The sequence below is a fragment of the Microtetraspora malaysiensis genome (assembly GCF_001528665.1).
Classification (GTDB): Bacteria; Actinomycetota; Actinomycetes; order Streptosporangiales; family Streptosporangiaceae; genus Microtetraspora_A; species Microtetraspora_A malaysiensis.
Genome location: NZ_BBYJ01000005.1, coordinates 438723 through 459407 on the forward strand (window position 1 = coordinate 438723; position 20685 = coordinate 459407).

Genomic DNA, 20685 nt, shown 5'->3' on the forward strand with positions numbered 1-20685 from the left:
GGCGGCGCCAAGGTGAAGGAACCGCGATCATGAAGCTGACGACCATGACTCAGGTCACCATCGATGGAGTGATGCAGGGCAACGGCGCCGCGTCGGATGACCGCGGTAACGGATTCGAGCGCGGCGGATGGGCCCGGGGAAAGGGCGACGACGAGACCAGGACGTTCATCACGCAGACCTACCAGCGCGCAGAGGCGTTCCTGTTCGGCCGGCGCACCTACGAGCTGTTCGCCGGCTCCTGGGGCGCAATCGACCAGATGCGCGCACATCCCATCGGCGTGGCCTTGAACGAGGCCCCCAAGTACGTCGCCTCGACCACGCTCACCGCGCCGCGTTGGGAGGACACGACCGTTCTCCGCGGTGACCTCGCGGCGGCCATCAGTGAGCTGAAGGCCAAGCCCGGGGGTGAGCTGCAGGTGCACGGCAGTGGCACCCTGACCCGGTGGCTGCTGGAGAACGATCTGGTCGACGAGATGATTCTGATCGTGATTCCGGTGGTTCTCGGCCAGGGCGCGAGGCTGTTCCCGGAGACCGGTCCGGATCTTGCGCTCGACCTGCTCGAGTCGCGGGTCGACTCGAAGGGCGTGACGATCCAGGTCTACCGGCCCGCCGGGCGCCCGCGGTATGCAACGGCCTGAAGTCCCCGACCACCGAACCACGCTGTCTTGACACCACAGGAGATGATCTTCGGATGCGGTACCTGGTTTCCGTGATCGATGACAAGAGCAATCCCGGCAGCACGGACAGGCAGCCTGCCATCAGCGCGTTCAACGAACGACTGATCGCCGAGGGCTACTGGGTATTCGCGGGCGGACTCGCCTCGCCCGACACGGCCACCGTCATCGACAACCGGGGCGAGCAGGCGGTGTTCAGCGACGGGCCTTTCGTGGAGTCGAAGGAGTACCTCGCCGGCGTCTGGGTGTGGGAGGCCCCCGATCTGGATGTGGCGCTCAAGCTCGCCGCCGAGGCGTCGAAGGTCTGTGATCGGAAGATCGAGGTGCGGCCGTTCCAGTGAGCGACGTCGAGGAGGCGATCACCCGGGCCCATCACGAGGAGTGGGCCCGGGTGATCGCCGCCCTGACCAGGCGTTTCGGTGACCTCGACATCGCCGAGGAGGCGGCCGCCGAGGCGTTCGCGACTGCCGTGCAGCGGTGGCCGGCCGACGGCGTACCGCCCAACCCCGGCGCCTGGCTGACCACCACCGCCAACCGCAAGGCCATCGACCGGATCCGGCGCGAGAACAAGCGCGACGACAAGCACAAGGAGGCTCAAATGGTGTACGCCGACGACCCGCCCGAGCCTCTCGGCGCCATCGACGACGACCGACTCCGGCTGGTCTTCACCTGCTGTCATCCGGCGCTGGCGATGCAGACCCGCGTGGCGCTGACGCTGCGCATGGTCGGCGGTCTGACCGTGCCCGAGATCGCCCGCGCCTTCCTGGCGGCCGAGAGTGCCATGGGGCAGCGGATCACCCGCGCGAAGGCCAAGATCAAGGCGGCTCGCATCCCCTATCGCGTGCCGGCCGCCGAGGATCTCCCGGCACGCGTCACCGGCGTCCTCGCCGTCCTGTACCTCGTCTTCAACGAGGGCTACCTCGCGACCGGCCCCGACACCGATCCCGTACGTCACGACCTGACCGCCGAGGCGATCCGGCTCACCAGCCTGATCCGCGCGCTCCTGCCGCAGGACGGAGAAGTGGCCGGGCTGCTGGCGCTGATGCTGCTCACCGAGGCCCGCCGCACCGCCCGGATCTCGGCGAGCGGCGAACTGGTCGCGCTCGACGAGCAGGACCGTGGGGCCTGGGACGCGGCGCTGATCGCCGAGGGTCACCGGCTGGTGCGCGAGCGCCTCGCCGCTGCCGCCGCCGGGGTGGCTCCGGGCCGCTACCAGATCCTCGCGGCGATCAACGCCGTGCACACCTCCGCCCGCGACATACGCGACACCGACTGGTCGCAGGTCATCGCCCTCTACGACCAGCTCGTCCGCCTCGACCCCTCGCCGATCATCGCCCTCAACCGGGCCATCGCCGTGGCCGAGCTCGACGGCCCGGAGGTGGCACTGGCCATCGTTGACCGCCTCGCCGAGGCGTTGGCCGGCTATCACGCCTACCACGCCACCCGCGCCGACCTGCTGCGCCGGCTGGGCCAAAGTCAGCAGTCACGCGCGGCCTACGACCGGGCCATCGAGCTGGCCGGCAACACCGGCGAGACCGCCTACCTCACCCGCCGCCGCGACCAACTGCAGTAGCGCCCGCGCCGGTCATGGACAGGGGTGCGCCGCTGTCAGCCGGCCACGTGTCATTCAAGGTCCGCAGAAAGGTGGTTCCCCCCATGTTCAGCAGTGAGCGGTTGCAGGCAGCGCTGGAAGAGCTCGCATGCGGCCGCGGGCCCGGCGTCTTCGCTCTCGTCGCGGACGGCGCAGATGTCGTGTTCACCGGCAGCGTTGGCACTGCCGACCTGAACCGGCCGAGGGTGATCACCAGCGCGGACCGGTTTCGCATCGCCAGCGTGACCAAGATCTATCTGGCCACCGTGATCCTCCAACTGGCGGCCGAGCAGCGATGCCACCTCACAGACAGCCTCGACGCCTGGCTGCCCGGCCTGGTGCCGGCGAGCGACGGCATCACCCTGAACCACTTACTGCGGATGCGCTCCGGTCTTCCCGATTATGTGTGGCCCGTGCTGGGCGATCCGCCCGATCCCGCACGCTTGCAGCGATACTTCGCCCCGCAGGAACTCGTCCGCACGGCGCTCGCCCAGCCCGACCGGTGGCCGCCGGGGAAAGGCCGGCGATACTCCAACACCGACTACATCCTCCTTGGCCTGATTGTTGAGGAGGTGACCCGGCAATCCCTGGCCGAGGTCATTCGTCAGCGGATCTTTGCACCGCTTCATCTGGACCTGACCTACATGCCGGGAAGCGAGATGCATATCGAGGGTCGTCACGTTCGCGGCTATGTGAGGCTCGACCGGGACGTGGGCTACATCGACTCCACCGAGTTCACGCCCTCGGAGTCCTGGTCTGCCGGAGCCATCATCTCCACCCCCTCAGATCTGGCCGTCTTTCTCGATGCTTTGCTCGGTGGCCGCCTCCTCGAGCCGCGGTGGCTCGCTCTCATGCGAACGACGCCGGCGATCGGCGGAGACCTCAGTTACGGGATGGGGCTGGCGAGTTACACCCTTGGAAACGGGACCGCCCTCTACGGGCATGGCGGCACTCACTTCGGAGTCGACTGCTACGCGTTCCGCTCAGACGCCGGACGAACCGTCATCATCTATCAGAACAGCTGGGACCGCGTCACCCGCGGCATCCCCAGGCAGAACCCGTTTCTCGACGCAGTCTTCACGGCGTCAACTCGCGATTGACCTGAGACGCCGACGCCGGCCGTCACGAGCGGCTCGGTGATCCCGCTGGGGCGGCCGGAAAGGGGCCGCGAGCGTGACCGGTGATCGTTAAGGTGATCGTCATGGCGCTGCTGTCCTACCTCAACGAGTTCAACCGGCGGCACCCGTGGAGCCACAACGACCACTACGGCCGCTGGGTCGCCGGCCAGGTGGTCGCATCCGGCGCGCGCCATGTCCTCGACGTCGGGTGCGGCACGGGCAACCTCGTCGCTCTGCTCCGCCGCCGCGGCGCCACCGTCACCGGGCTCGAGCCCGACCCCGCGACCGCCCACACCGTGGCGGAGCGCTTCACCGACGATCCCTCGGTCACCATCGTCCAGACCGGCTTCGCCGGGCGCGACCCGCACCGGCGCTGGGACGCCGTCACCCTCGTCGCCGTTCTGCACCACCTTCCGCTGGCGCCCACCCTGCGGGAACTGCGCGGCTGTCTCACCCCGGGCGGGCGCCTGGTGGTCGTCGGCTGCTACCGGGAAGCCGGCTCGGCCGACCTGCTCGCCTCCCTGCTTGCCGTGGCCGCCAACCCGATCATGGGGCTGGTCAAGCACCCGGCCCGCGCCGATGCGCCGCCCCTGCACATGACGGCGCCCACCGCCGATCCGCAGGAGACCTTGGCCGAGATCCGGGCCGCGGCCGCACGGGAGTTGCCCGGCGCCCGGATCCGGCGTCGCCTGTTCTGGCGATACACCCTGGTCTACGACGCCCCCACCGGGGGATCCCGGTAGCCCGCTGGGCGGCCCACTCCGCCAGGGCCACGATGAGCGACAAGCGGGCGGCGGCTTCTGGTGCGGGGGGCGAGGAGATGTTCATCGGCTGGTCGACATGGCCGATGGGGATGGCGTTGTGGTCAGAGTGAGGCGCGCAGGTGTTTGACCGTTGCGGTGATCGGGGGCCTGGTGTCCTGGCGGCGCCAGGCCAGGACTGTCGTGCAGTGGTGGCCGCCGCGCAGGGGAACGATGACCACGCCGGACCGTGCGTAGTGCTGGTCGGTGCTCATCGACACCAGCGCGACCCCGACCCCGGCGGCGACCGACTCCAGGGTCTCCTCCAGGGCGTTGGACTCGGCCGCCACGTGCCCGCCGGTGGCACCGATCGCGGCCGGGGCGCGGAAGTGGGCCCACTCGGGATCGGGTGATCTCGGCGTGACCCAGGCCAGTCCGTGCAGGTCGTCGGGGTGCAGGTCGTGCCGCGCGGCCATGGGGTGAGCCACCGGCAGGGCGATGGCGCGGCGGTCGGTGGCCAGCGGGAGAGTCTCCAGTGCGTCGGTGGAGACCGGTGGCCAGATGACGGCCAGGTCGCTTTCCCCGGTGAGCAGGCCGCAGGTCGGGTCGTCGAAGTCGAATCTGCGTAGTGCCAGACGGATTTCGGGCTGTTCACGCAACACGTTGATCACCGTGCTGGTGCGTGTCCCGGCGGCCTCCCCCATGAACCCCAAAGTCAGATCCGACGGGTCGGCCCCGGAAAGCGTGGCCTCCACCTCATCCAGCGCGGCCAACGCCGGCAACGCCCTTTCCAGGACGCGCCGGCCATGCGAGGTCAAAGTGATGCCCGCCTGCTCTCGTCGCAGCAGGGGCTGGCCTCCGCGGGACTCCAGGCGGGCGACGGCGGTGCTGACGCTGGGCTGGCTGACACCCAGCGTCTCGGCGGCGGCGGTGAACGATCCCGTCCGCGCGACCGCCGCGAACGCGCGCAGAGCCGAGACGGTGACACGTGAGGACTCGGCCATAACCTAAGGCTATAGGTATGTGGTCGGACTATTCGACTGTCCGCAACGACGTGCCGAGACTGGCGCAGTGATCAAACTCAATGGTTCTGACCTGCGCTTGGCCACAGGGGCCGGCGTCGGCGCCGCCGTGTACTCGGCGGTGTTCGGAGCGCTCGCCGTCCAGAACGGCTGGTCGGTGGCGCAGGCGGTGGCGGCCAGCGTCGTCATTCATGCCGGAGGTGCCCAGCTCGTCGGGCTGGCAGCGCTCGGTGCGGGTGCCGCACCGCTGACCGCGGTCGCCGCCGGAACCCTGGTGAACATGCGGCTGGGAGTGTTCGGATTCGCGTTGGGTGACCTGTTCGCCTCATGGCGAGGACGGTTCAGCGCCGCCCACCTGGTCTCCGACGAGTCCGCCGGGACCGCACTGACCCGCGCCACACCCGCGGAACGACGGCGGACCTTCGTGGTCGTCGGCCTGATCCTGTTCACCGGCTGGACGATCGGGACGCTGATCGGCGCCGTCTTCGGGGCGACGCTCCCCGACCAGGTGCGCGGCATCCTCGACTCGGCCGCGGCAGCGGTCTTCGCGGCCCTGGTGGTCCCTCTGATCCACGGCCGCCGCGAGCTGGCGTTGGCGCTGCTGGCGTTCGTCGTGGCCCTGGGAGCGGTGGCCCACGTGCCTCCCGGCGTCCCGGTACTGCTGAGTGCGCTGATGGTGGTGCCCGCCGCGCTGATCCGGAAAAGGAGCGTGGCGCGATGACCGTGTGGCTGTTCATCGGTGGTCTGGCGGCCACGACCTTCCTGGTCCGGCTCGGCGGGGTGGTGCTGGCTGCGCGCGGCGGCGGAAAGGCCGACTCCGGCACCGGCATGGTGGCGTTGCTTCCGGTCGCGCTGCTGGCGGCTGTCGCGGCCACGCAGGTGGTCCCCAAAGGGCACCTCGAACCCCATCTGCTGGCAGCGGCGGTCGCCGCGGGCCTGGCCAGCACACGGCTGAGTTTCCTGCCGGCGGTGCTGGTCGGAGGTGCGGCGGGGGCACTTGTCAGCCTCATCTGACCACGCCGCCGCACGCCTCCCTTGCCACAGGAGCGGGCAATCCTCAGCCGCCGCCGCGCCGCCAACAGGCTGGACGCCGACATGTTGGATGAGGACCTGGCCGGGCCGGGCACCGGGCGTTCCTTCGGGCCCGCATCCGCGAAGACCGCGAGCGGGACGCGTGCACGCCCACCTCGCCGTGCTCTGCGTGCACCACGGAGAGCACGACGCCGACGGAGGCGGCTGCGTCGCGCGGCGGCAGGTGGCTGGTCGCCGCCTACCACAACAGCCCCGTCAACGCGAGCTAGCGAACCCCGAGGCCGGGCCACCAAGAACAACGCCTCGGTGGCCCGCGCTGCGCCGTTATCGTTTTCGACGATCGCGACGACCTGGGCGACGCGCGTTCCTCGTCGTCCCCCTCGTCCCGGGGCGCGGGTACCGCCCCGTCACCTGATCGGCCGGCCGGTTCATGAGTCCTCCTTCTCGCCGCCGAGCCGGGTGGCCAGGAACCGGCCGGCACGCTCCAGCGCCGCTGCCGCCTCGGCCGATTCGTCGTCGAGCTGGAACACGTGCGGTTGACGGGGAACCACCTCCAACGTCACCGCGACCTCGTCGGCCCCGGCACGTCCGGCCAGCCGTACGGCGTCGTCCAGCAGGAGCTCGCTCGAGCCGACCTGGATCAGCAGGGGCGGCAGCCCGGTGAGATCGGCGAAGACCGGGCTCGCCTCAGGCACCGCACCGTCACCGCCGGCAAGGTACCGATCGAAGAGCCACTTGAGATCGGCCGGAGCGAAGAACGGGTCCACCCCGTCCTTGGACCGCATGCTCGCGCTGCTGAGGGTCAGATCGACCGCCGGCGAGAACAGGACCGCCGCCGCCGGCATCGGCAGGCCCGCGTCCCGGGCGCGCATCATGGTGACGACGGCCAGAGCGGCACCGGCCGAGTCGCCCGCGACCACCAGCCGCTGCGGGTCGACACCGGAGTCCAGCAGCTCGCGGTAGGCCGCCAGGCAGTCATCGGGTGCGGCCGGGAACGCATGCTCGGGCGCCAGCCGGTAGTCGAGCGAGACCGCCCGGCCGTCCAGGTGCCGCAGCAGCGCGGCGGTGAGGTGGGCGGTGACCCGCGCCGACCCGACCACGAACCCACCGCCGTGGAGATACAGCAGCACGTCCTCGCCCACCGTGCCCGGCGCCGTGGTCCGCAGCTCCAGTGCCGGCCGCCCGCCGAGTGTCGTCGCCGACGAGTCGACGTCCGCAGGCAAGGCCCGGGTGAACATCGCCGCGAACTGCTCGCGCCGTTCGGCAATGTTGAACATTTCGTCCTCCAGAATTAGTCAGGGTGCCTTACAGTCAGGCGACCTTACCATGCCGGGTGATACTGTCAAGCGGCCTGACGAACTCGCCCGAAAGAAGGACCGCACGACGATGACGACGCGTTCAGAACGCGGGAGCGGCAACCCGAAGCTGCCACTCCCCACCCTGCTCACGCAGGTCAGAGACATCGCGCTTGAGGGACTTCACCAGCAACTGGCCGACGAAGGGTTCGAGGGGATCCGGTTCGTCCACGGCTCGGTCTTCCGGAACATCGACGCCGAAGGTTCGCGGCTGACCACGCTCGCCGAACGCTCCGGACTCACCAAGCAGGCGATCGGCGAACTTGTCGGCGACCTGGAGGATCACGGTTACCTCGAGCGGGTCGCCGACGAGGCCGACCGCCGCGCGAAGATCATCCGGCTCACTGACCAGGGCAGGATGGCCCAGGCCGCGGCCGCCCGGATCCTCGCGGACGTCGAGCAGCGATGGTCCCGGCTTCTCGGCAGGGACCAGATCGCCATGCTGCGGCGCGCTCTGGAACAGGTCATCGCCATCGAAGCGGCTGGCACTCCGACCGTGTCCCCCCAGCAGTAGGCGTACCGGTGCGGCGCCGGGTGTCCTGCGCCGGGGTGTACGGGTGGGTCGCCGGGATCTGCCCGCTGACCCAGCCGCGATTCTCAGATCATGCGTCGCAGCGCGGTCTCCACGGCATCGATCAGGGGGTCACCTTCGGTCGGTGGGTGCCGTACGAGACCGAGCTCGACGTCCGGCAGGGTGGGCAGGGCGTCCGCGTTGTGGCAGGCCATGGCCGGTTCGAGGTTCGCGGGCATGAGCGCGGCGACGCCGAGCCCGGCCCGTACCGCGGCGAGCACACCGACCAGGCTGTTGCTTTCGAACGCCACCCGCCAGCGCCGATCGGCACGTTCCATCGTTTCCAGCACTGACGTGCGCCAGGAGCACGGATTCGAGAACAGCACCACCGGCAGCGGGTCGGCAGTCACGTCCACCCCCTGGCCGATCGCCCAGACCAGCGGGCGGCGTACCGTCCAGCGCGGCGGCCCGGGAACGTCCGGCACCGCGTCGAGCACGAGTTGGACGCGTCCCGCGTCGTAGGCCTCCCGCATCGCGGCGTTGGAAAGGCTCAGCACCTCCAACGTCGCGCCGGGGTGCAGCCGGGCGAGGTCGGCGAGGGCCTGCGGAAGCCGGGACGCGGCAAGGTCTTCAAGCAGCCCGATGCCACAGTGGCCGGTAAGCGCGCGCCCGGTTTCGGTGAGTGCCTGCGCGGAGAGCGTGAGAATGCGTTCGGCGTACGGCAGGAGCTCCTCACCCGCCCGCGTCGGCGAGACGCCAGACGGTGACCGGTGCAGCAGCGGACGGCCGACGACGCTCTCGAGCTTGCGCAACTGCTGGCTGAGCGCGGGCTGGGTATGTCCGAGCGCGGTCGCGGCGCGGCTGATGCTGCCCGCCCGCACGGCGGTGACGAATGACCGCAGCAACGCGGTCTCAAGATCCCTAGCCATAAGTATTCATTATGCCGTCTCCAACGAAATAACCACTTCCTATGGCATGGCAGAGGATCTAGCGTCACGCAGGTGACCAGCTACCGACAGGTACTCGCCGTGCCAGGGATGGCACCACTGCTGAGCATGTCGCTGCTCGCCCGTACCGCCATCACAGCATCTGTGATGGCGCTGACGATGTATGTCGTGCTGGGCCTGGACATGAGCTACGCGGCAGCGGGTGGCGTCGCGGCGGCTATGACCGCGGGGATGGCGCTGGGCGGGCCGCTGCTTGGCCGCATGATCGACTGGCGGGGTCCGCGCATCGTATTGCGGGTCACTGTCGTACTGCAGGTCGCGTTCTGGCTGAGCGTGCCGATAATGCCGTACGGGATCCTGCTGGTCGCCGCCTTCGCGGCGGGTCTGCTGCTGGTGCCGGCCTCGCTGGTGACCAGGCAGGCGATCGCCGCGATGACGACGGCGGGACAGCGCCGGGCCGCGTTCGCGCTGGAATCGGTGCAGGGCGAGCTGTCGTACATGGTGGGCCCACCGATTGTGATCCTCTGCGCGGCGAAGGTGTCCCCCGGCGTGGTGGCATGGGGCGTCGGCGCCGCGATCGTGGCGGGTGGAGCGGGGATCGCCTTGCTCAACCCACCGCTGCGTGCCGAGGCGGCGGCCGACACGGTCGGCCGCCCCCGTCGCCGGGAGTGGCTGGGCCCGGACATGATCGCCGTGCTGGTGATGGCGTTCGGTGTCACGATGCTGCTCAGTGGTACCGACCTGGCCATCGTCGCCACCCTCGAAGAAGCCGGCCAGGTGTCCTGGGCCGCCGTGGTCGTGGCAGTGTACGGCGTGGCCTCCGTCGGCGGTGGGCTGGTGTACGGCGCGCTCCCTCGGCCGCTGCCCACGTGGCTGCTGCTCGGTCTGCTCGGGCTGGCCACCATTCCTGCCGGGCTGGCCCACGATTGGCCCTGGTTGTGCGTGGCCGGTGTCGGTGCGGGGCTGCTCGCCGCGCCGACTCTTTCCACGGTGGCCGACGCGGTGAGCCGGCTCGCGCCCGCCGGCGTGCGTGGCGAAGCGACAGGCCTGCAATCCTCGGCGCTGAGCGCGGGTTTCGCGCTCGGATCCCCGATCGTGGGGGGAGCGATCGACCTGTCCGTGCCGGCGGGCGGCTTCGCAGCGGCCGGGCTGGCCGGCCTCGCCGCCGCGCTGATCGGATGCCTGCTGTCCCGCCGCTCGCCCGCCCGGACACGGTCTCCGCTCAGCGATCTCGGCCTCGCCGGAGCCGCGGACCTCGATCCGCCCGGGGCCGGCGCCCGGTCCGGCACATCTCGCCGCTCGTCGACGGCATCCCGATGACCAGGGAATCCCATGCCCGGCCCAAGCCTCTTCGTAGATCTTTACGGGGCCGCCGCCGGGCGCCGGCGCCCGGCCGTCGATCTCTGCCCGCGGCATCGGGATCGGCGTACCCACAGGGGGTTGCGCGCCCTGCGGCCGATCGTCGATCTCCCTGACCGTGAGGCCGGAACCCCGTTAACCGATCATTACGGAACTATGTCCCAGTTTGTCCATGCTTGACCGATTTGAGTTCGTCTATTACTGTTTTGGGAACACGGCGCATACCTGACCTCTGCGCGGTATGCCTGCCCCATAACCGATCATGCGGTTGTCCTTTCCTGGACCTGACCGCTCGACCGCTGAGTCCGCGTCGTCGCGGAGCCGGGGACCCACCATCACTCTGGGGTGAATCGGTACAGCCGTACCGTAGGGCGACTTCCACGCCCGAACCCGTCAGCTAACCCGGTAGGCGGCTTGGAAGCAAGGGAGTAGACCCCCGTAATGCGAGCCCCTAAGACTCTTCTTCGTACTGCCCTGATCACCGGAATCCTCGCCGCCGGCACCGCCGTCCCCGTGACGATGGCCGCGGCCCACGCGGAGACCCTTCCGACCGGCGCGCAGGCGGCCAGCGTCAGCCCCCTCATGAAGAAGGCCTCCTCGCTGCCCAAGGTGAGCCCCGAGCAGCTCCTGAAGATCGCGCAGGACCAGGTCGGCATCAGTGAGAACGCCAACGGCGGCGGCACCAAGTTCCACGAGTGGTACATGAACTCGCAGCGGGCGAAGGAGACCGTCGCCCGTGACGGCGGCCACGTCAACGCCTACGCCAACGCCCCCTGGTGCGACATGTTCGTCTCCTGGGTCGGCGAGAAGGCGGGTCTGCGCCCGGTCCTCGGCTGGGACGCCTACACCGTCCAGCACGCCAAGTGGTTCCAGGACAACCACCGCTGGGGCAACAAGGCCACGCCCGGCGCGGTCGTGTTCTTCGACTGGCACGGCGGCAAGAACATCTACGGCATCGACCACGTCGGCCTCGTCGTCAAGGACAACGGCGACGGCACCATCAAGACCGTCGAAGGCAACACCGGCAACGGCAAGGTCGAGATCCGCACCCGGCCGATGAGCCAGGTGACCGGCTTCGGCTACCCCGTCTACACCGCGTGATGTCCGTCTGACAGACGTGACTCCATGAACGCCCCCGGCAGACCGCCGGGGGCGTTCTGCTGTCCGGATCAGGAGGCGGAGATGCGCCGCACTCCACGGGCTGAACCCGGCCTCCGGCCGTGGTCGACTCGCGGTCTCCGCTCTCCTTCCGGCGCCGCGGGTCAGGGCGTCGGCCTCCCCGATCGCCGCTTCCGAGATCATTTGCCGTCCGTCGAGGGTTTTGCCGAAACGGTGGCGTGGATCGCGGCGAAGGCCAGGAGGGGGGTGGCGGTCCGCGGCGTGTCCTCCAGCATGGGCGACTGTCTCCGTCCGTGCCGCCGGCGGATTGGACAAATGTTCTCGTCAGTCGGCTTTCAGCGGCCGGGTGGCATGCCGGGTCCCCGGAGGACGCCGACCTCGGCGGACGTTGGGGTGGCGCCGCAGTTGTCGCAGGTGAGGTGCTGGCGGAGGGGGCCACCGCAACCGTCGTGCCCGTAGATGATCGGCGGTCCGTCGGGGGCGGCCCAGCGGTCACCCCAGTGGGTGAGCGCGATGATCACAGGCTGGAGGTCCAGCCCCTTGTCGGTGAGGACGTACTCGTGCACCTCGGGGGCGTCCGGCTGAGGCCTGGTCTCCATCAGGCCGGCCTCGACGAACCGCTGCAGGCGACTGGTCAGGATGTTCGGGGCGATGCGGAGCGCGCGCTGGAACTCGGAGAACCGGGTGGCGCCCGTGAACATCGCGTTGCGGATGATCAGCAGGCTCCAGCGCTCACCCACGATCTCCAGGGCGCGTGCCGCCGAACACACCTCGTTGTCGTACAACCTGCCGAGCATCAGGCACTCCTCACCGCCACGCAGGCAACTTGCATCACGCAACTGCGCGATCTAGATTGCTTTCATGATGCTAGTAGATCGGCATCTTCGTATCTCCACTGGAGGACACCATGCTGGTGAACAAGAACGCCGTCATTTACGGGGCCACCGGAGCGGTTGGCGGTGCTGTGGCCGAGACCTTCGCTCGGGAGGGAGCCCGCGTCTTCCTCACCGGACGTGATCTCGATCGGCTTGAGGTGCTGGCCGACAAGATTGTGAGCGCGGGCGGACAGGCCGAGTTCGCCCGCGTGGACGTCCTGGACCGCACGATGGTGACCGACCACCTGGCCGAGGTGAGGCGCGCGGCCGGTCAGATCGACATCTCCTTCAACGCCACGGGCATATCGCACCGGGGTCTTCAGGGCATCCCCCTGGCCGACCTGCCAGAGCAGGATTTCAGCCGTCCGATCGACTTTTACACCAAAGCCCAGTTCATCACCGCGACGGCGGCGGCCCGGCACATGACCGAGCAGGGCTCCGGGGTGATCATGACGCTGTCCGCCACACCCGCGCGGCTGGCCGCCCCGCTCGTCGGCGGCATGGCCCCGGCCTGGGCCGCCATCGAGGCGTTCTCCCGCGTGCTGGCGGCCGAGCTGGGCCCGGTCGGCGTCCGGGTGGTGTGCCTGCGCTCCAACTCCATCCCCGAGACCCCTCTCATCGCCGAGGTCTTCTCCCTGATCGCCCCGACCGTCGGTCTCACGCCGGAACAGTTCCAGGCCGGTGGCGAACAGGCCACCATGCTCAAGCGGCTGCCGACCCTGGCCGAAGTCGCCGACGTGGCGGCCTTCATGGCCTCCGACCGGGCCAGCGCGATGACCGGCGCGGTCGCCAATCTCAGCGCGGGCAGCGTCACCGACTGACCCGCTGTGCCACCCGACGGCCGCATCACTTCGGGACAGTCGACGGGGTCCGATCCTCCAGAGTGGGGCCTGCCGGTGGGGCCCCTGCCGAGCCGCCCTGCGGGCGGGCCGGGGCGGCGGCTCAGGTGAGGACGGAGACGACCTGCCGCGCGGCTTCGGCGATCAGTACGTTCTCCCGCGGGGCGTTGTATCCGCGGCGGTCGGACATGACGGCCAGCACGAGCGGGGCGGCGTGCGGCGGCCACACGACGGCGATGTCGTTGACCCTGCCGTAGTTGCCGGTGCCGGTCTTGTCGGCAACCTTCCAGCCCTTGGGCAGCCCGGCGCGGATGCGTTCATCACCGGTGGTGTTACGTACGAGCCAGCCTTTGAGCAGGGCGCGCTTGTCGGCGGTCAGCGCGTCGCCGAGCACGAGCTCCCGGTAGTCGGACGCGATCGCCCGGGGAGTCGTGGTGTCACGCGGGTCCTTCGGGCGATCGCTGTTCAGCTCGGGCTCGTAATTGTCCATGCGGCTGACACTGTCTCCCAGCTCCCGCAGGTATGCGGTCAACTTCCGGGGGCCGCCGATGTCGCGCATCAGCAGGTTTCCGGCCGTGCCGTCGCTGTAGCGGATGGCAGCGTCACACAGTTGCCTGATGGTCATTCCGGTCGCGACGTGATCCCGGGTGATCGGCGAGATGGAGTTGACGTCGGCCTCGGTGTACGTGACGCGCGTGTCCAGGTGGCTGAGCGGGTTTCGGTGCAGGACCGCCGCCGCGGCGAGGGCCTTGAAGGTGGAGCAGAACGCGAACCGCTCGTCCGCGCGGTAGGCGACGGTGCCGCCGGTGCCGGTGTCCAGGGCGTACACGCCCAGGCGAGCCCCGTGCTTGCGCTCGAGCGCTCTCAACCGCGAAACGCCCGGCGCAGGGCGGGGAGTCGGGGTCGGGGACGGCTCGGAGGCCGTAGCACCGGCGGTGGGGCGACCGGGAGCCGGGGACGACGCGGACGCCGAGCGGTCACCTGCGTCGCACCCCGCCACCGGCAGGAGAGCCACGGCCGCCAGCAAAGCGCGGCGCGAGAGGCCGGACCGCTCGTCGGACATTCGGTGGTACCTGCTTTCGCTCGCCCGGGTCGCTACCCGATCTCTGGTGGATCGGATGCCGCCCAGCAGACCAGAACCGATCACGCGGTGTCCAATATTGCTATCGGTCCCGAATCGATCGGGTAATCAATATCGCAGCTGGTCAGGCGGTATTTGGTGACCGGTGGGCGATACGAAAGTCGCGGCTCGTCCGTCTTCGGTCGCGGATGTGGCCGTCGAAACGGCGACTTCCGACGGGGTGACGAGCGTCCGTGGGCCGATCCGCCAACGCGCCGCGGCTTTCTAACGTTGCCTCATGCGTCATGCCATCCAGCTCTTCGGGCTCTATCTGGTCGTCGCGGGCATCAGCGGAACGATCGACCGCCTTGCCGCGCAGCCGTTCCTCGGTGCGATCCTCAACTACTTCAACCGCGTCATCGTCCCGCGGGTGGACCTGTTCACCGGGTACGAGGTCTACGCGAACCTGGGCCTCGCGCTCCTCGGCGGCGTCATCGTCGTCGCGGCGGACGACCGCAGGACGGCCTGACGGGGGCCGGTCGGCGTTCACCGCGCTCCCCCGCGCGCGTCACCTCAGACCTGGACCGGCGGCGCTCAGCTTCGGCCCTGTTCTCCCGAAGCTGCCGCGAAGTGACAAGTAGCTCTTTGCAATCAGAGTGGCGCTTGGCCAGGGAGAGCGAGGCGGCTTCGGGGTACGCCTCGCGCTTGGCGTGCACAGTGGAGTCGGCGCTTCCGGTCTGGGCGCACGTCCGGCAGGCCAACAGACGGGTGGTGCTGCGGTCGACGTATGGGCTCCGAGGATCGCCCGCGCCGTGCTGGAGGCGCGGAAGCGGTTCTCCGCGTCGCGGTAGGCGATCAGTTCCTCAGCCGTTGTCGCCGAGAAGTCCGGCTCTGGCGGCCGCGTGGTGGTAGCGGTCTCGCTCATGTGTCCTTCTTTCCTCCCGGCCGGATGCCGGATGTGTCGTTGCGGTCGGACAGCGGGTGTCCGCATTATGCACGCACTGCGCGCATCGGCAAGTGCATAGAGTAGGCTGGGCCCTGACGAGAGGGATGAGATGACTGGCCGCAGGCGATGGTCGACCGAGGAGATCCTGGACACGGCGGTAACGCTGCTGCGCACGAGCGACGCCGAGTCGTTCAGCGTGCGCAAACTCGCCGCCGCGCTCGGGACCGACTCTTCCAGCCTCTACCGGCACTTCCGCAACAAGACCGAACTGCTGCGCGCGGTCGCCGACCGGGTCCTGCTGGCCGCCATGGACAGCCACCGCTCCGAGGGCGACTGGAAGCAGCGCATCACCGCCCTGGCCCTGCGCCTGCGCGAGGCCTTCGGTGAGCAACCCCAACTCGCCGCGATCTGGGGACGCTATGGGTCCGGTGGCGCCGGATCCCGGTTGGTCATGGAGGAGATGCTGCAGGCCCTGCGCACGTCCGGCCTGCCCGACCAGGAGATCCCGGCGCGCTACCACCGCATCGTGATCCTCCTCGCCGCCCTGATCTCCTCCGAGGCCGGCATCAGCACCGTCACCCCCGAGGAGTACGAACAGGGCATGGAGCAGTTCCGCGTCGCCGTGCTCGGCGCCGACCCCGAGCGCTTCCCCGCCCTGGCCCACTTCGCCCGCGACGTCCGCCCCCTCGGAGCGGACCGGCGCGCCGCATTCGAAGAGATCCTCGCCGCCCAACTCGCCCACATCGCGGCCCAGATCCCCTGACGCGCCGGATCGCCAGCGCGAATAGCAGTAGCGGCCGGAGGAAGTGGACGTGCTCGTACCGGAGCGCGGAGAGCCGGGCCGCCGGGCCCGTCGGACCGTCGCCTGGTGCGCCTGCCGGGGCCGGTAGCCGCCGGGGCCGCCGTTGCGTGCGATCTCTTGTGTGATCGTCGAGGTCGGCCGGTCGAGCCGCCTGGCGATCTCGCGGTAGGAGAGTCCGTCGGCGAGTCCGGCCGCGATGCGCTGGCGGTCCTGCTGGGTCAGTCGTCCTCCTGGCATGCCGCCAGACGTGGCCGTTGTCGCCTTTCGGCCTGGTCGCCGACGCTACTTGCCGGCGCTTCCGGCCTCGCCAAGATCAGCGGGTCACGGCGGTCTCCCGCTCCACACGCGACAGCTTCTCGGGATTGCGCACGTGGTAGGCGCCGGTGACGTAGCCGTTCTCCACGCGCACCGCCACGACGCCGTCGATCTCCCCGTCGACTCGTACGAGCAGCCCCGGGCCACCATTGATCTGTACCGGCTCGACCGACCTTTCGGCGTCGCGCTTCCACCAGCCGGCGGCCAGCAAGCGAGCCACCTGGCCTGCCCCCACGACGGGCCGCAGCAGGGCGTGTTTGACTCCGCCGCCATCGCTCAGGGCGACGACGTCCGGCGCGAGGATGTCGAGCAGGCTTTGCAGGTCGCCGGTTTCGACCGCTCGTTGGAAGGCCTGGAGCGCGGCTCGGGTCTCCGCCGGGGAGGCGATGCCGCGTGGTCGGCGCGCGGCGACGTGTGCCCGCGCCCGGTAGGCGATCTGGCGGACCGCGGCCGGGCTCTTGTCGACGGCTTCGGCGATCTCGTCATAGTCCAGATCGAACACCTCGCGCAGGACGAACACCGCCCGCTCGATCGGCTGAAGCGTCTCCAGCACCAGCAGCATCGCCATCGAGACGCTCTCGGCGAGCTCGACGTCCTCGGCCACATCAGGCGCGGTCAGCAACGGCTCAGGCAACCACGGCCCGACGTAGGACTCCTTACGCCGGCTGAGCGCACGCAGCCGGTCCAGCGCCTGCCGGGTGACGATCCGCACCAGGTAGGCCCGCTCCCCCCGCACGGTGCCGAGATCGACGTTCACCCATCGCAGCCAGGTCTCCTGCAGGACGTCTTCGGCGTCGGAGGCGGAACCGAGCATCTCGTAGGCAACGGTGAACAGCAGGTTGCGGTGGGCGACGAACGCCTCGGTGGCGGAGCCCACGGAGTCCACGGAGTCGACTCGGTCGGCACGATCGAGCGGCTCGGCTGGGTCCGCACTTCGTTCGCCGCACTCGCTCATGCCCGGCTCCTGTCTGTTCGCTCTCAGCACTGCCACACGCACAAGACGCCGGTCCCCATCGCTTTGTAACACCCACGGTAGGTGGCCTATGTCACATGGCCGCACTGTTACAGAGCTCGGGGCGCCGGCGTCTCGTGTTCGTCAGGACGCCGCGCGAACGATCCGTACGGCACTACGGCACGCACCATCACGAGTTGAGAATGAGCAGGGAAGACCTCACCATGTCCACACCCACGACGACCGACACGACGACCAAGCAGGAGGCCCTGCGGTCGCGTATGCCCAACCCCCTCCCCTTCGTCCCTGAGATGGCGGTAGTCGGCGAAGGCCTGCACAAGGTCATCAAGAACGGCTCGATTCCGCAGGTCACCATCCACCTCCTGCTGCTGCGCGCCGGGCAGATGCTCGGCAGCACGTACTTCACCATCCGGGAAACCGGCTACCTCCGCAGGATCGGGGAGTCAGAGGAGCGCATCACCGCCGTGGCCACCTGGTGGGACGCCGCCTACTTCACCGACGCCGAACGGGTCGCGCTGGAGCTCGTGGAGGCGGTCCTCACCCCGAATCCGTCCGGGGAGCGCGTCCCCGATGAGCTGTACGCCAAGGCGTCCGCGCACTACGACGACAAGGCGATGTGGTCGCTCATCATGGCGATCGCCCACATCGGCTTCTTCACCCCCGCCGCTCTCATCGCCAAGCCGATCCCCGGCATGCCCCCCGGCCAGAACTACAGCGAGTAAGAAAGGCACGCAGCATGAGCATCACGACGTTCGCGGTGGCGGGAGCAACCGGGCGGCTGGGCCGCCACGTCGTCGACGTCCTGGCTGAGAGGGGACACCGTGTCGTGCCGATGTCCCGAGCCACCGGCGTTGACATCATCACCGGTGAGGGCCTCGCCGAGGCCCTCACCGGGGTCGAGGCCATCATCGACGTCGCCTCGTGGCACGCCTCCGACCAGGAGGCGGCGACGGAGTTCTTCCGCACGTCGGCCCGCAATCTGCAGGAGGTGGGTCAGAAGGCGGGGGTCGCCCAGATCGCCGTGGCGTCCATCATCGGCGTCGACAAGGCCACCGCCGGTTTCGTCGCCGCCAAGAAGGTGCACGAGGAACTCCTCCTGTCCGGCCCGCTCCCCGTCCGTATTCTGCGGGCCGCACAGTTCCACGAGTTCGTCGGTCAACTCCTGGACTGGCAGCAGGGCGGCGACGTCGCCTACGTCCCGGCCCTGCCCACCCAGCTCGTGGCCTGCCGCACCGTGGCCGAGGAACTGGTCGACCTTGCCCTCGCCCCCGACGCGCCCGCTCCGGGAACACCGGTCCCCGAGATCGCCGGCCCCCGCAGGGAGACCATGGCGGAGGCGGCCCGACTCGTCGGCGCCCGCCGAGGCATCAAGGTCGTCGGCGTCGACGGGTCCGGCATGCCCGATGCCGAGATCGCCGCCAACGGCGGGTTCCTGCCCGGCCCGCACGCCAAGCTCGCCGGACCCACCTTCCAGGAGTGGCTCGACGCCCAACCCTGAGCCGGCCGTACGGCACGGCCTTGCCCTTGTTTTCGGAACTCCACGGCCCGGAGCCTCCGAGAACAAGGGCTTCCGCTCCAGCGGATCGGTCAGGAAGCGCTGTGAGCGCCACTCGATGACAGCTCCTCAGCACCACGCGGCGAGCACTACCTGCCTGAGTCGCGGACCTTCTTGCCGGCCGGCCTTCGGTGACCGAGCAGGCCCGCGCGATCGGAGCCCGGATGGAACCGGTGCTCATCCTGTGGGACTGCGCTGACGGCTTCTTCGAGGCCTACTGGCGCCGACCCGAGGCATACCTGGACGAGGATGTCCGTCGCGGGGTATCGGTCTGGGCCAGAGTCGGGCCGGACGCCGAGCAGCGCGCAGTGCACAGCCTCCGGGACGATCTCGCATCCGGTCGGTGGGCCGAACGCAACCCCGACCTCGTCGATCTCGACGCGGCAGAGCTTGGCCTTCGCCTGCTGATCGCCTGAACCCGCGCGGCCCGCGGTTGCCGTGCCCGCCGATGCGTCTCCTTCTCCCGCGTGCGCCGGCTACGGCCGGCGGCGGGAGATCGCCCGGTCGATCAGGACGGTCGGCACCGTGACCGCCGCCAGGCCCGCGCCGATCCACGCGACGGACGTGATGCCGGCGCCGGCGTTCAGGGCGACCCCGGCGAGCGCGGGGACGAGGCTGATGCCGAGCTGGAACGCGGAGACGGTGGTGGCCCCGGCGAGCGTCGGCGCCTCCGACGCGATGGTGAACACCCGCCCGTAGATGGCCGGGTTCAGCACGAATCCGGCGATCCCGAGCACCAGGACGAGGGGGACGACGGCCGGCGCGTACGGGGCGAAAATCGCGAGCAGCACCGAAGTGGCCGCTATCCCGATCGCTCCGATGAGCAGTGCGTGGGTGGGCCGCCGGTCGGCGATCCGGCCTCCGATGGAGAGGCCGATGAAGGCGCCGACGCCGAACAGCACGAGGATCGCGGGCACCCAGACGCCGGGGACGCCGGTTACGTCGGTCAGGAACGCCGCCAGGTAGTTGAACGAGATCATGTACGCGGCGGTGCTGAGGAGGGTGGCCGCGTAGACGACCCAGAGTTGCGGCCGTCGCATGGTGCGCAGTTCGCTCCGCACGCTCGGCTCGGTCTTCGCGCTCGTCGCGGGCAGCGCGAGCAGGACCAGGATCGCTCCGGCGACGGTGAGGGCGACCACGCCCCAGAACCCGCCCCGCCATCCGGTGAAGTAGCTGAGCATCGCTCCCGCCGGACCGCCGGCGATCATGGCGAGGCTGAGCCCGCTGACCACGACGCCCGAGGCCCGCGCGGTGCGGTCGGGGGTGACGAGGCTGATCGCGGTGACCGCGGCGACCGCCCAGTACCCCGCGTACGCGAGACCGCAGATGAAGCGGGTGGCCAGCAGCATCCCGTAGCTGTCGGTGAGCAGGCCGATCGCCACGGAGGCGGCGAAGATGGCCTGGGTGGCCACGAGGGTGGTCCGTCGCGGCCAGCGCAACGTCAGGATGGCCAGGGGCGGCCCGCCGATGACGACGCCGACGGCGAACGCCGAGATCAGCGCGCCGGCGGAGGGCAACGTGATCCGGAGGTCCTCCGCGATCGTCGGCAGGACCCCGGCGAGCAGGAACTCCGCGCTGCCCATCGCGAACAGGCTGAACGCGAGCAGGTAGACGCCGAGCGGCAGCCTCCCACGGGAGACCGGCGCCCGCTGCGCGGTGGTTTCGACGCCGGCCCGGGGTCGCGGATCCACGACGTTCCCCACCGCCCGGTCGGCGGCGCCGCCGATGGGCTCCGCCGTGCCCGCGTTGACGATCTCTCCATCACGATGTCTCTGCATCGTCCTCACCTCCGCCCGGGACTGTGACATCCGCGGCGCGCGAAGCGGAACATTTGTTGCCGAAACCGGGACGT

At 69.8% G+C, this 20685-nt stretch carries 23 protein-coding genes, 1 pseudogene and 1 riboswitch; of the genes and pseudogenes, 16 read left to right on the plus strand and 8 right to left on the minus strand.

What is annotated here, in order from left to right; all coding sequences use genetic code 11:
* The first annotated feature begins 29 nt into the window (after positions 1-29).
* From AWQ71_RS04950 to AWQ71_RS04970, 5 genes are all read left to right on the plus strand, one after another.
* Complete coding sequence (locus tag AWQ71_RS04950) at positions 30-638, plus strand: dihydrofolate reductase family protein (RefSeq protein ID WP_067127245.1); 609 nt, start codon at positions 30-32, stop codon at positions 636-638.
* Positions 639-691: 53 nt separating this feature from the next.
* Positions 692-1015, plus strand: coding sequence for a YciI family protein (locus AWQ71_RS04955; protein ID WP_067127248.1), 324 nt, complete (start codon positions 692-694; stop codon positions 1013-1015).
* Positions 1012-2247 carry an RNA polymerase sigma factor gene (locus AWQ71_RS04960; RefSeq protein ID WP_067127250.1) on the plus strand — a complete coding sequence of 412 codons (1236 nt, stop codon included), beginning with the start codon at positions 1012-1014 and terminating at the stop codon, positions 2245-2247. Before AWQ71_RS04955 ends, AWQ71_RS04960 begins: the two co-directional genes overlap by 4 nt.
* 83 nt (positions 2248-2330) lie before the next feature.
* On the plus strand, positions 2331-3365 hold the full coding sequence (locus AWQ71_RS04965) for a serine hydrolase domain-containing protein (RefSeq protein ID WP_067127253.1): 1035 nt from the start codon (positions 2331-2333) through the stop codon (positions 3363-3365).
* A gap of 101 nt (positions 3366-3466) precedes the next feature.
* Positions 3467-4126, plus strand: a complete 660-nt coding sequence (locus AWQ71_RS04970; RefSeq protein WP_067127672.1) for a class I SAM-dependent methyltransferase — start codon at positions 3467-3469, stop codon at positions 4124-4126.
* A gap of 122 nt (positions 4127-4248) precedes the next feature.
* Here AWQ71_RS04970 and AWQ71_RS04975 read toward each other — a convergent pair whose 3' ends face one another.
* Positions 4249-5127, minus strand: a complete 879-nt coding sequence (locus tag AWQ71_RS04975) for a LysR family transcriptional regulator (RefSeq protein WP_067127256.1) — start codon at positions 5125-5127, stop codon at positions 4249-4251.
* Positions 5128-5194: 67 nt separating this feature from the next.
* On the opposite strand from AWQ71_RS04975, the gene AWQ71_RS04980 reads away from it, so the two are divergent.
* Both AWQ71_RS04980 and AWQ71_RS04985 read left to right on the plus strand, forming a co-directional pair.
* Positions 5195-5866: an AzlC family ABC transporter permease gene (locus AWQ71_RS04980; protein WP_067127260.1), complete on the plus strand. Its 672-nt coding sequence runs from the start codon at positions 5195-5197 to the stop codon at positions 5864-5866.
* Positions 5863-6159, plus strand: coding sequence for an AzlD domain-containing protein (locus tag AWQ71_RS04985; protein ID WP_067127263.1), 297 nt, complete (start codon positions 5863-5865; stop codon positions 6157-6159). Before AWQ71_RS04980 ends, AWQ71_RS04985 begins: the two co-directional genes overlap by 4 nt.
* A 446-nt stretch (positions 6160-6605) precedes the next feature.
* On the opposite strand, the gene AWQ71_RS04990 is transcribed toward AWQ71_RS04985, so the two are convergent.
* Positions 6606-7454, minus strand: coding sequence for an alpha/beta hydrolase (locus AWQ71_RS04990; protein ID WP_067127267.1), 849 nt, complete (start codon positions 7452-7454; stop codon positions 6606-6608).
* Positions 7455-7563: 109 nt separating this feature from the next.
* Between AWQ71_RS04990 and AWQ71_RS04995 the strand changes: the two genes are divergently transcribed.
* Entirely contained in the window at positions 7564-8046 is a 483-nt protein-coding gene (locus AWQ71_RS04995; RefSeq protein ID WP_169806511.1) for a MarR family winged helix-turn-helix transcriptional regulator, read from the plus strand.
* 83 nt (positions 8047-8129) lie between these two features.
* On the opposite strand, the gene AWQ71_RS05000 is transcribed toward AWQ71_RS04995, so the two are convergent.
* Entirely contained in the window at positions 8130-8972 is an 843-nt protein-coding gene (locus AWQ71_RS05000) for a LysR family transcriptional regulator (protein ID WP_067127270.1), read from the minus strand.
* Positions 8973-9044: 72 nt separating this feature from the next.
* On the opposite strand from AWQ71_RS05000, the gene AWQ71_RS05005 reads away from it, so the two are divergent.
* A complete protein-coding gene (locus AWQ71_RS05005; protein WP_157570179.1) occupies positions 9045-10310 on the plus strand; it encodes an MFS transporter in 1266 nt (421 codons plus the stop codon).
* A 326-nt stretch (positions 10311-10636) separates the two neighbouring features.
* Positions 10637-10776, plus strand: a riboswitch (cyclic di-AMP (ydaO/yuaA leader).
* A 14-nt stretch (positions 10777-10790) separates the two neighbouring features.
* A complete protein-coding gene (locus AWQ71_RS05010; protein WP_067127273.1) occupies positions 10791-11450 on the plus strand; it encodes a CHAP domain-containing protein in 660 nt (219 codons plus the stop codon).
* 353 nt (positions 11451-11803) lie between these two features.
* Here AWQ71_RS05010 and AWQ71_RS05015 read toward each other — a convergent pair whose 3' ends face one another.
* The gene (locus tag AWQ71_RS05015) at positions 11804-12265 is read right to left on the minus strand and encodes a winged helix-turn-helix transcriptional regulator (protein WP_067127276.1); all 462 of its coding nucleotides are present in this window, start codon (positions 12263-12265) and stop codon (positions 11804-11806) included.
* 110 nt (positions 12266-12375) lie between these two features.
* On the opposite strand from AWQ71_RS05015, the gene AWQ71_RS05020 reads away from it, so the two are divergent.
* Positions 12376-13164, plus strand: a complete 789-nt coding sequence (locus tag AWQ71_RS05020) for an SDR family NAD(P)-dependent oxidoreductase (protein WP_067127279.1) — start codon at positions 12376-12378, stop codon at positions 13162-13164.
* Between the two features lie 121 nt (positions 13165-13285).
* Here the strand turns inward: AWQ71_RS05020 and bla are convergent, their stop codons facing one another.
* On the minus strand, positions 13286-14245 hold the full coding sequence (gene bla / locus AWQ71_RS05025; protein WP_067127282.1) for a class A beta-lactamase: 960 nt from the start codon (positions 14243-14245) through the stop codon (positions 13286-13288).
* A gap of 295 nt (positions 14246-14540) precedes the next feature.
* Here bla and AWQ71_RS05030 point away from each other — a divergent pair, with 295 nt between their 5' ends.
* Both AWQ71_RS05030 and AWQ71_RS05035 read left to right on the plus strand, forming a co-directional pair.
* The gene (locus AWQ71_RS05030) at positions 14541-14771 is read left to right on the plus strand and encodes a hypothetical protein (RefSeq protein WP_067127285.1); all 231 of its coding nucleotides are present in this window, start codon (positions 14541-14543) and stop codon (positions 14769-14771) included.
* Between the two features lie 526 nt (positions 14772-15297).
* Positions 15298-15951 carry a TetR/AcrR family transcriptional regulator gene (locus tag AWQ71_RS05035; protein WP_067127288.1) on the plus strand — a complete coding sequence of 218 codons (654 nt, stop codon included), beginning with the start codon at positions 15298-15300 and terminating at the stop codon, positions 15949-15951.
* A gap of 54 nt (positions 15952-16005) precedes the next feature.
* Here the strand turns inward: AWQ71_RS05035 and AWQ71_RS39850 are convergent.
* Together AWQ71_RS39850 and AWQ71_RS05040 are read right to left on the minus strand one after the other, a co-directional pair.
* A pseudogene (locus AWQ71_RS39850) lies at positions 16006-16227 on the minus strand (helix-turn-helix domain-containing protein); the annotation flags it as partial.
* Between the two features lie 76 nt (positions 16228-16303).
* Positions 16304-17191 (minus strand): RNA polymerase sigma-70 factor, encoded by an 888-nt coding sequence (locus AWQ71_RS05040; RefSeq protein WP_067127678.1) that lies wholly within the window; start codon positions 17189-17191, stop codon positions 16304-16306.
* A 269-nt stretch (positions 17192-17460) separates the two neighbouring features.
* Between AWQ71_RS05040 and AWQ71_RS05045 the strand changes: the two genes are divergently transcribed.
* The 3 genes from AWQ71_RS05045 (at position 17461) to AWQ71_RS05055 (ending at position 19249) form a co-directional block, all read left to right on the plus strand.
* Positions 17461-18000 (plus strand): carboxymuconolactone decarboxylase family protein, encoded by a 540-nt coding sequence (locus AWQ71_RS05045; protein WP_245658113.1) that lies wholly within the window; start codon positions 17461-17463, stop codon positions 17998-18000.
* Positions 18001-18014: 14 nt separating this feature from the next.
* Positions 18015-18776, plus strand: a complete 762-nt coding sequence (locus AWQ71_RS05050) for an SDR family oxidoreductase (protein WP_067127290.1) — start codon at positions 18015-18017, stop codon at positions 18774-18776.
* 221 nt (positions 18777-18997) lie between these two features.
* Positions 18998-19249: a hypothetical protein gene (locus AWQ71_RS05055; protein ID WP_218001642.1), complete on the plus strand. Its 252-nt coding sequence runs from the start codon at positions 18998-19000 to the stop codon at positions 19247-19249.
* Between the two features lie 60 nt (positions 19250-19309).
* Here the strand turns inward: AWQ71_RS05055 and AWQ71_RS05060 are convergent, their stop codons facing one another.
* Positions 19310-20611 carry a Cmx/CmrA family chloramphenicol efflux MFS transporter gene (locus AWQ71_RS05060; RefSeq protein WP_084258523.1) on the minus strand — a complete coding sequence of 434 codons (1302 nt, stop codon included), beginning with the start codon at positions 20609-20611 and terminating at the stop codon, positions 19310-19312.
* Positions 20612-20685: the final 74 nt, after the last annotated feature.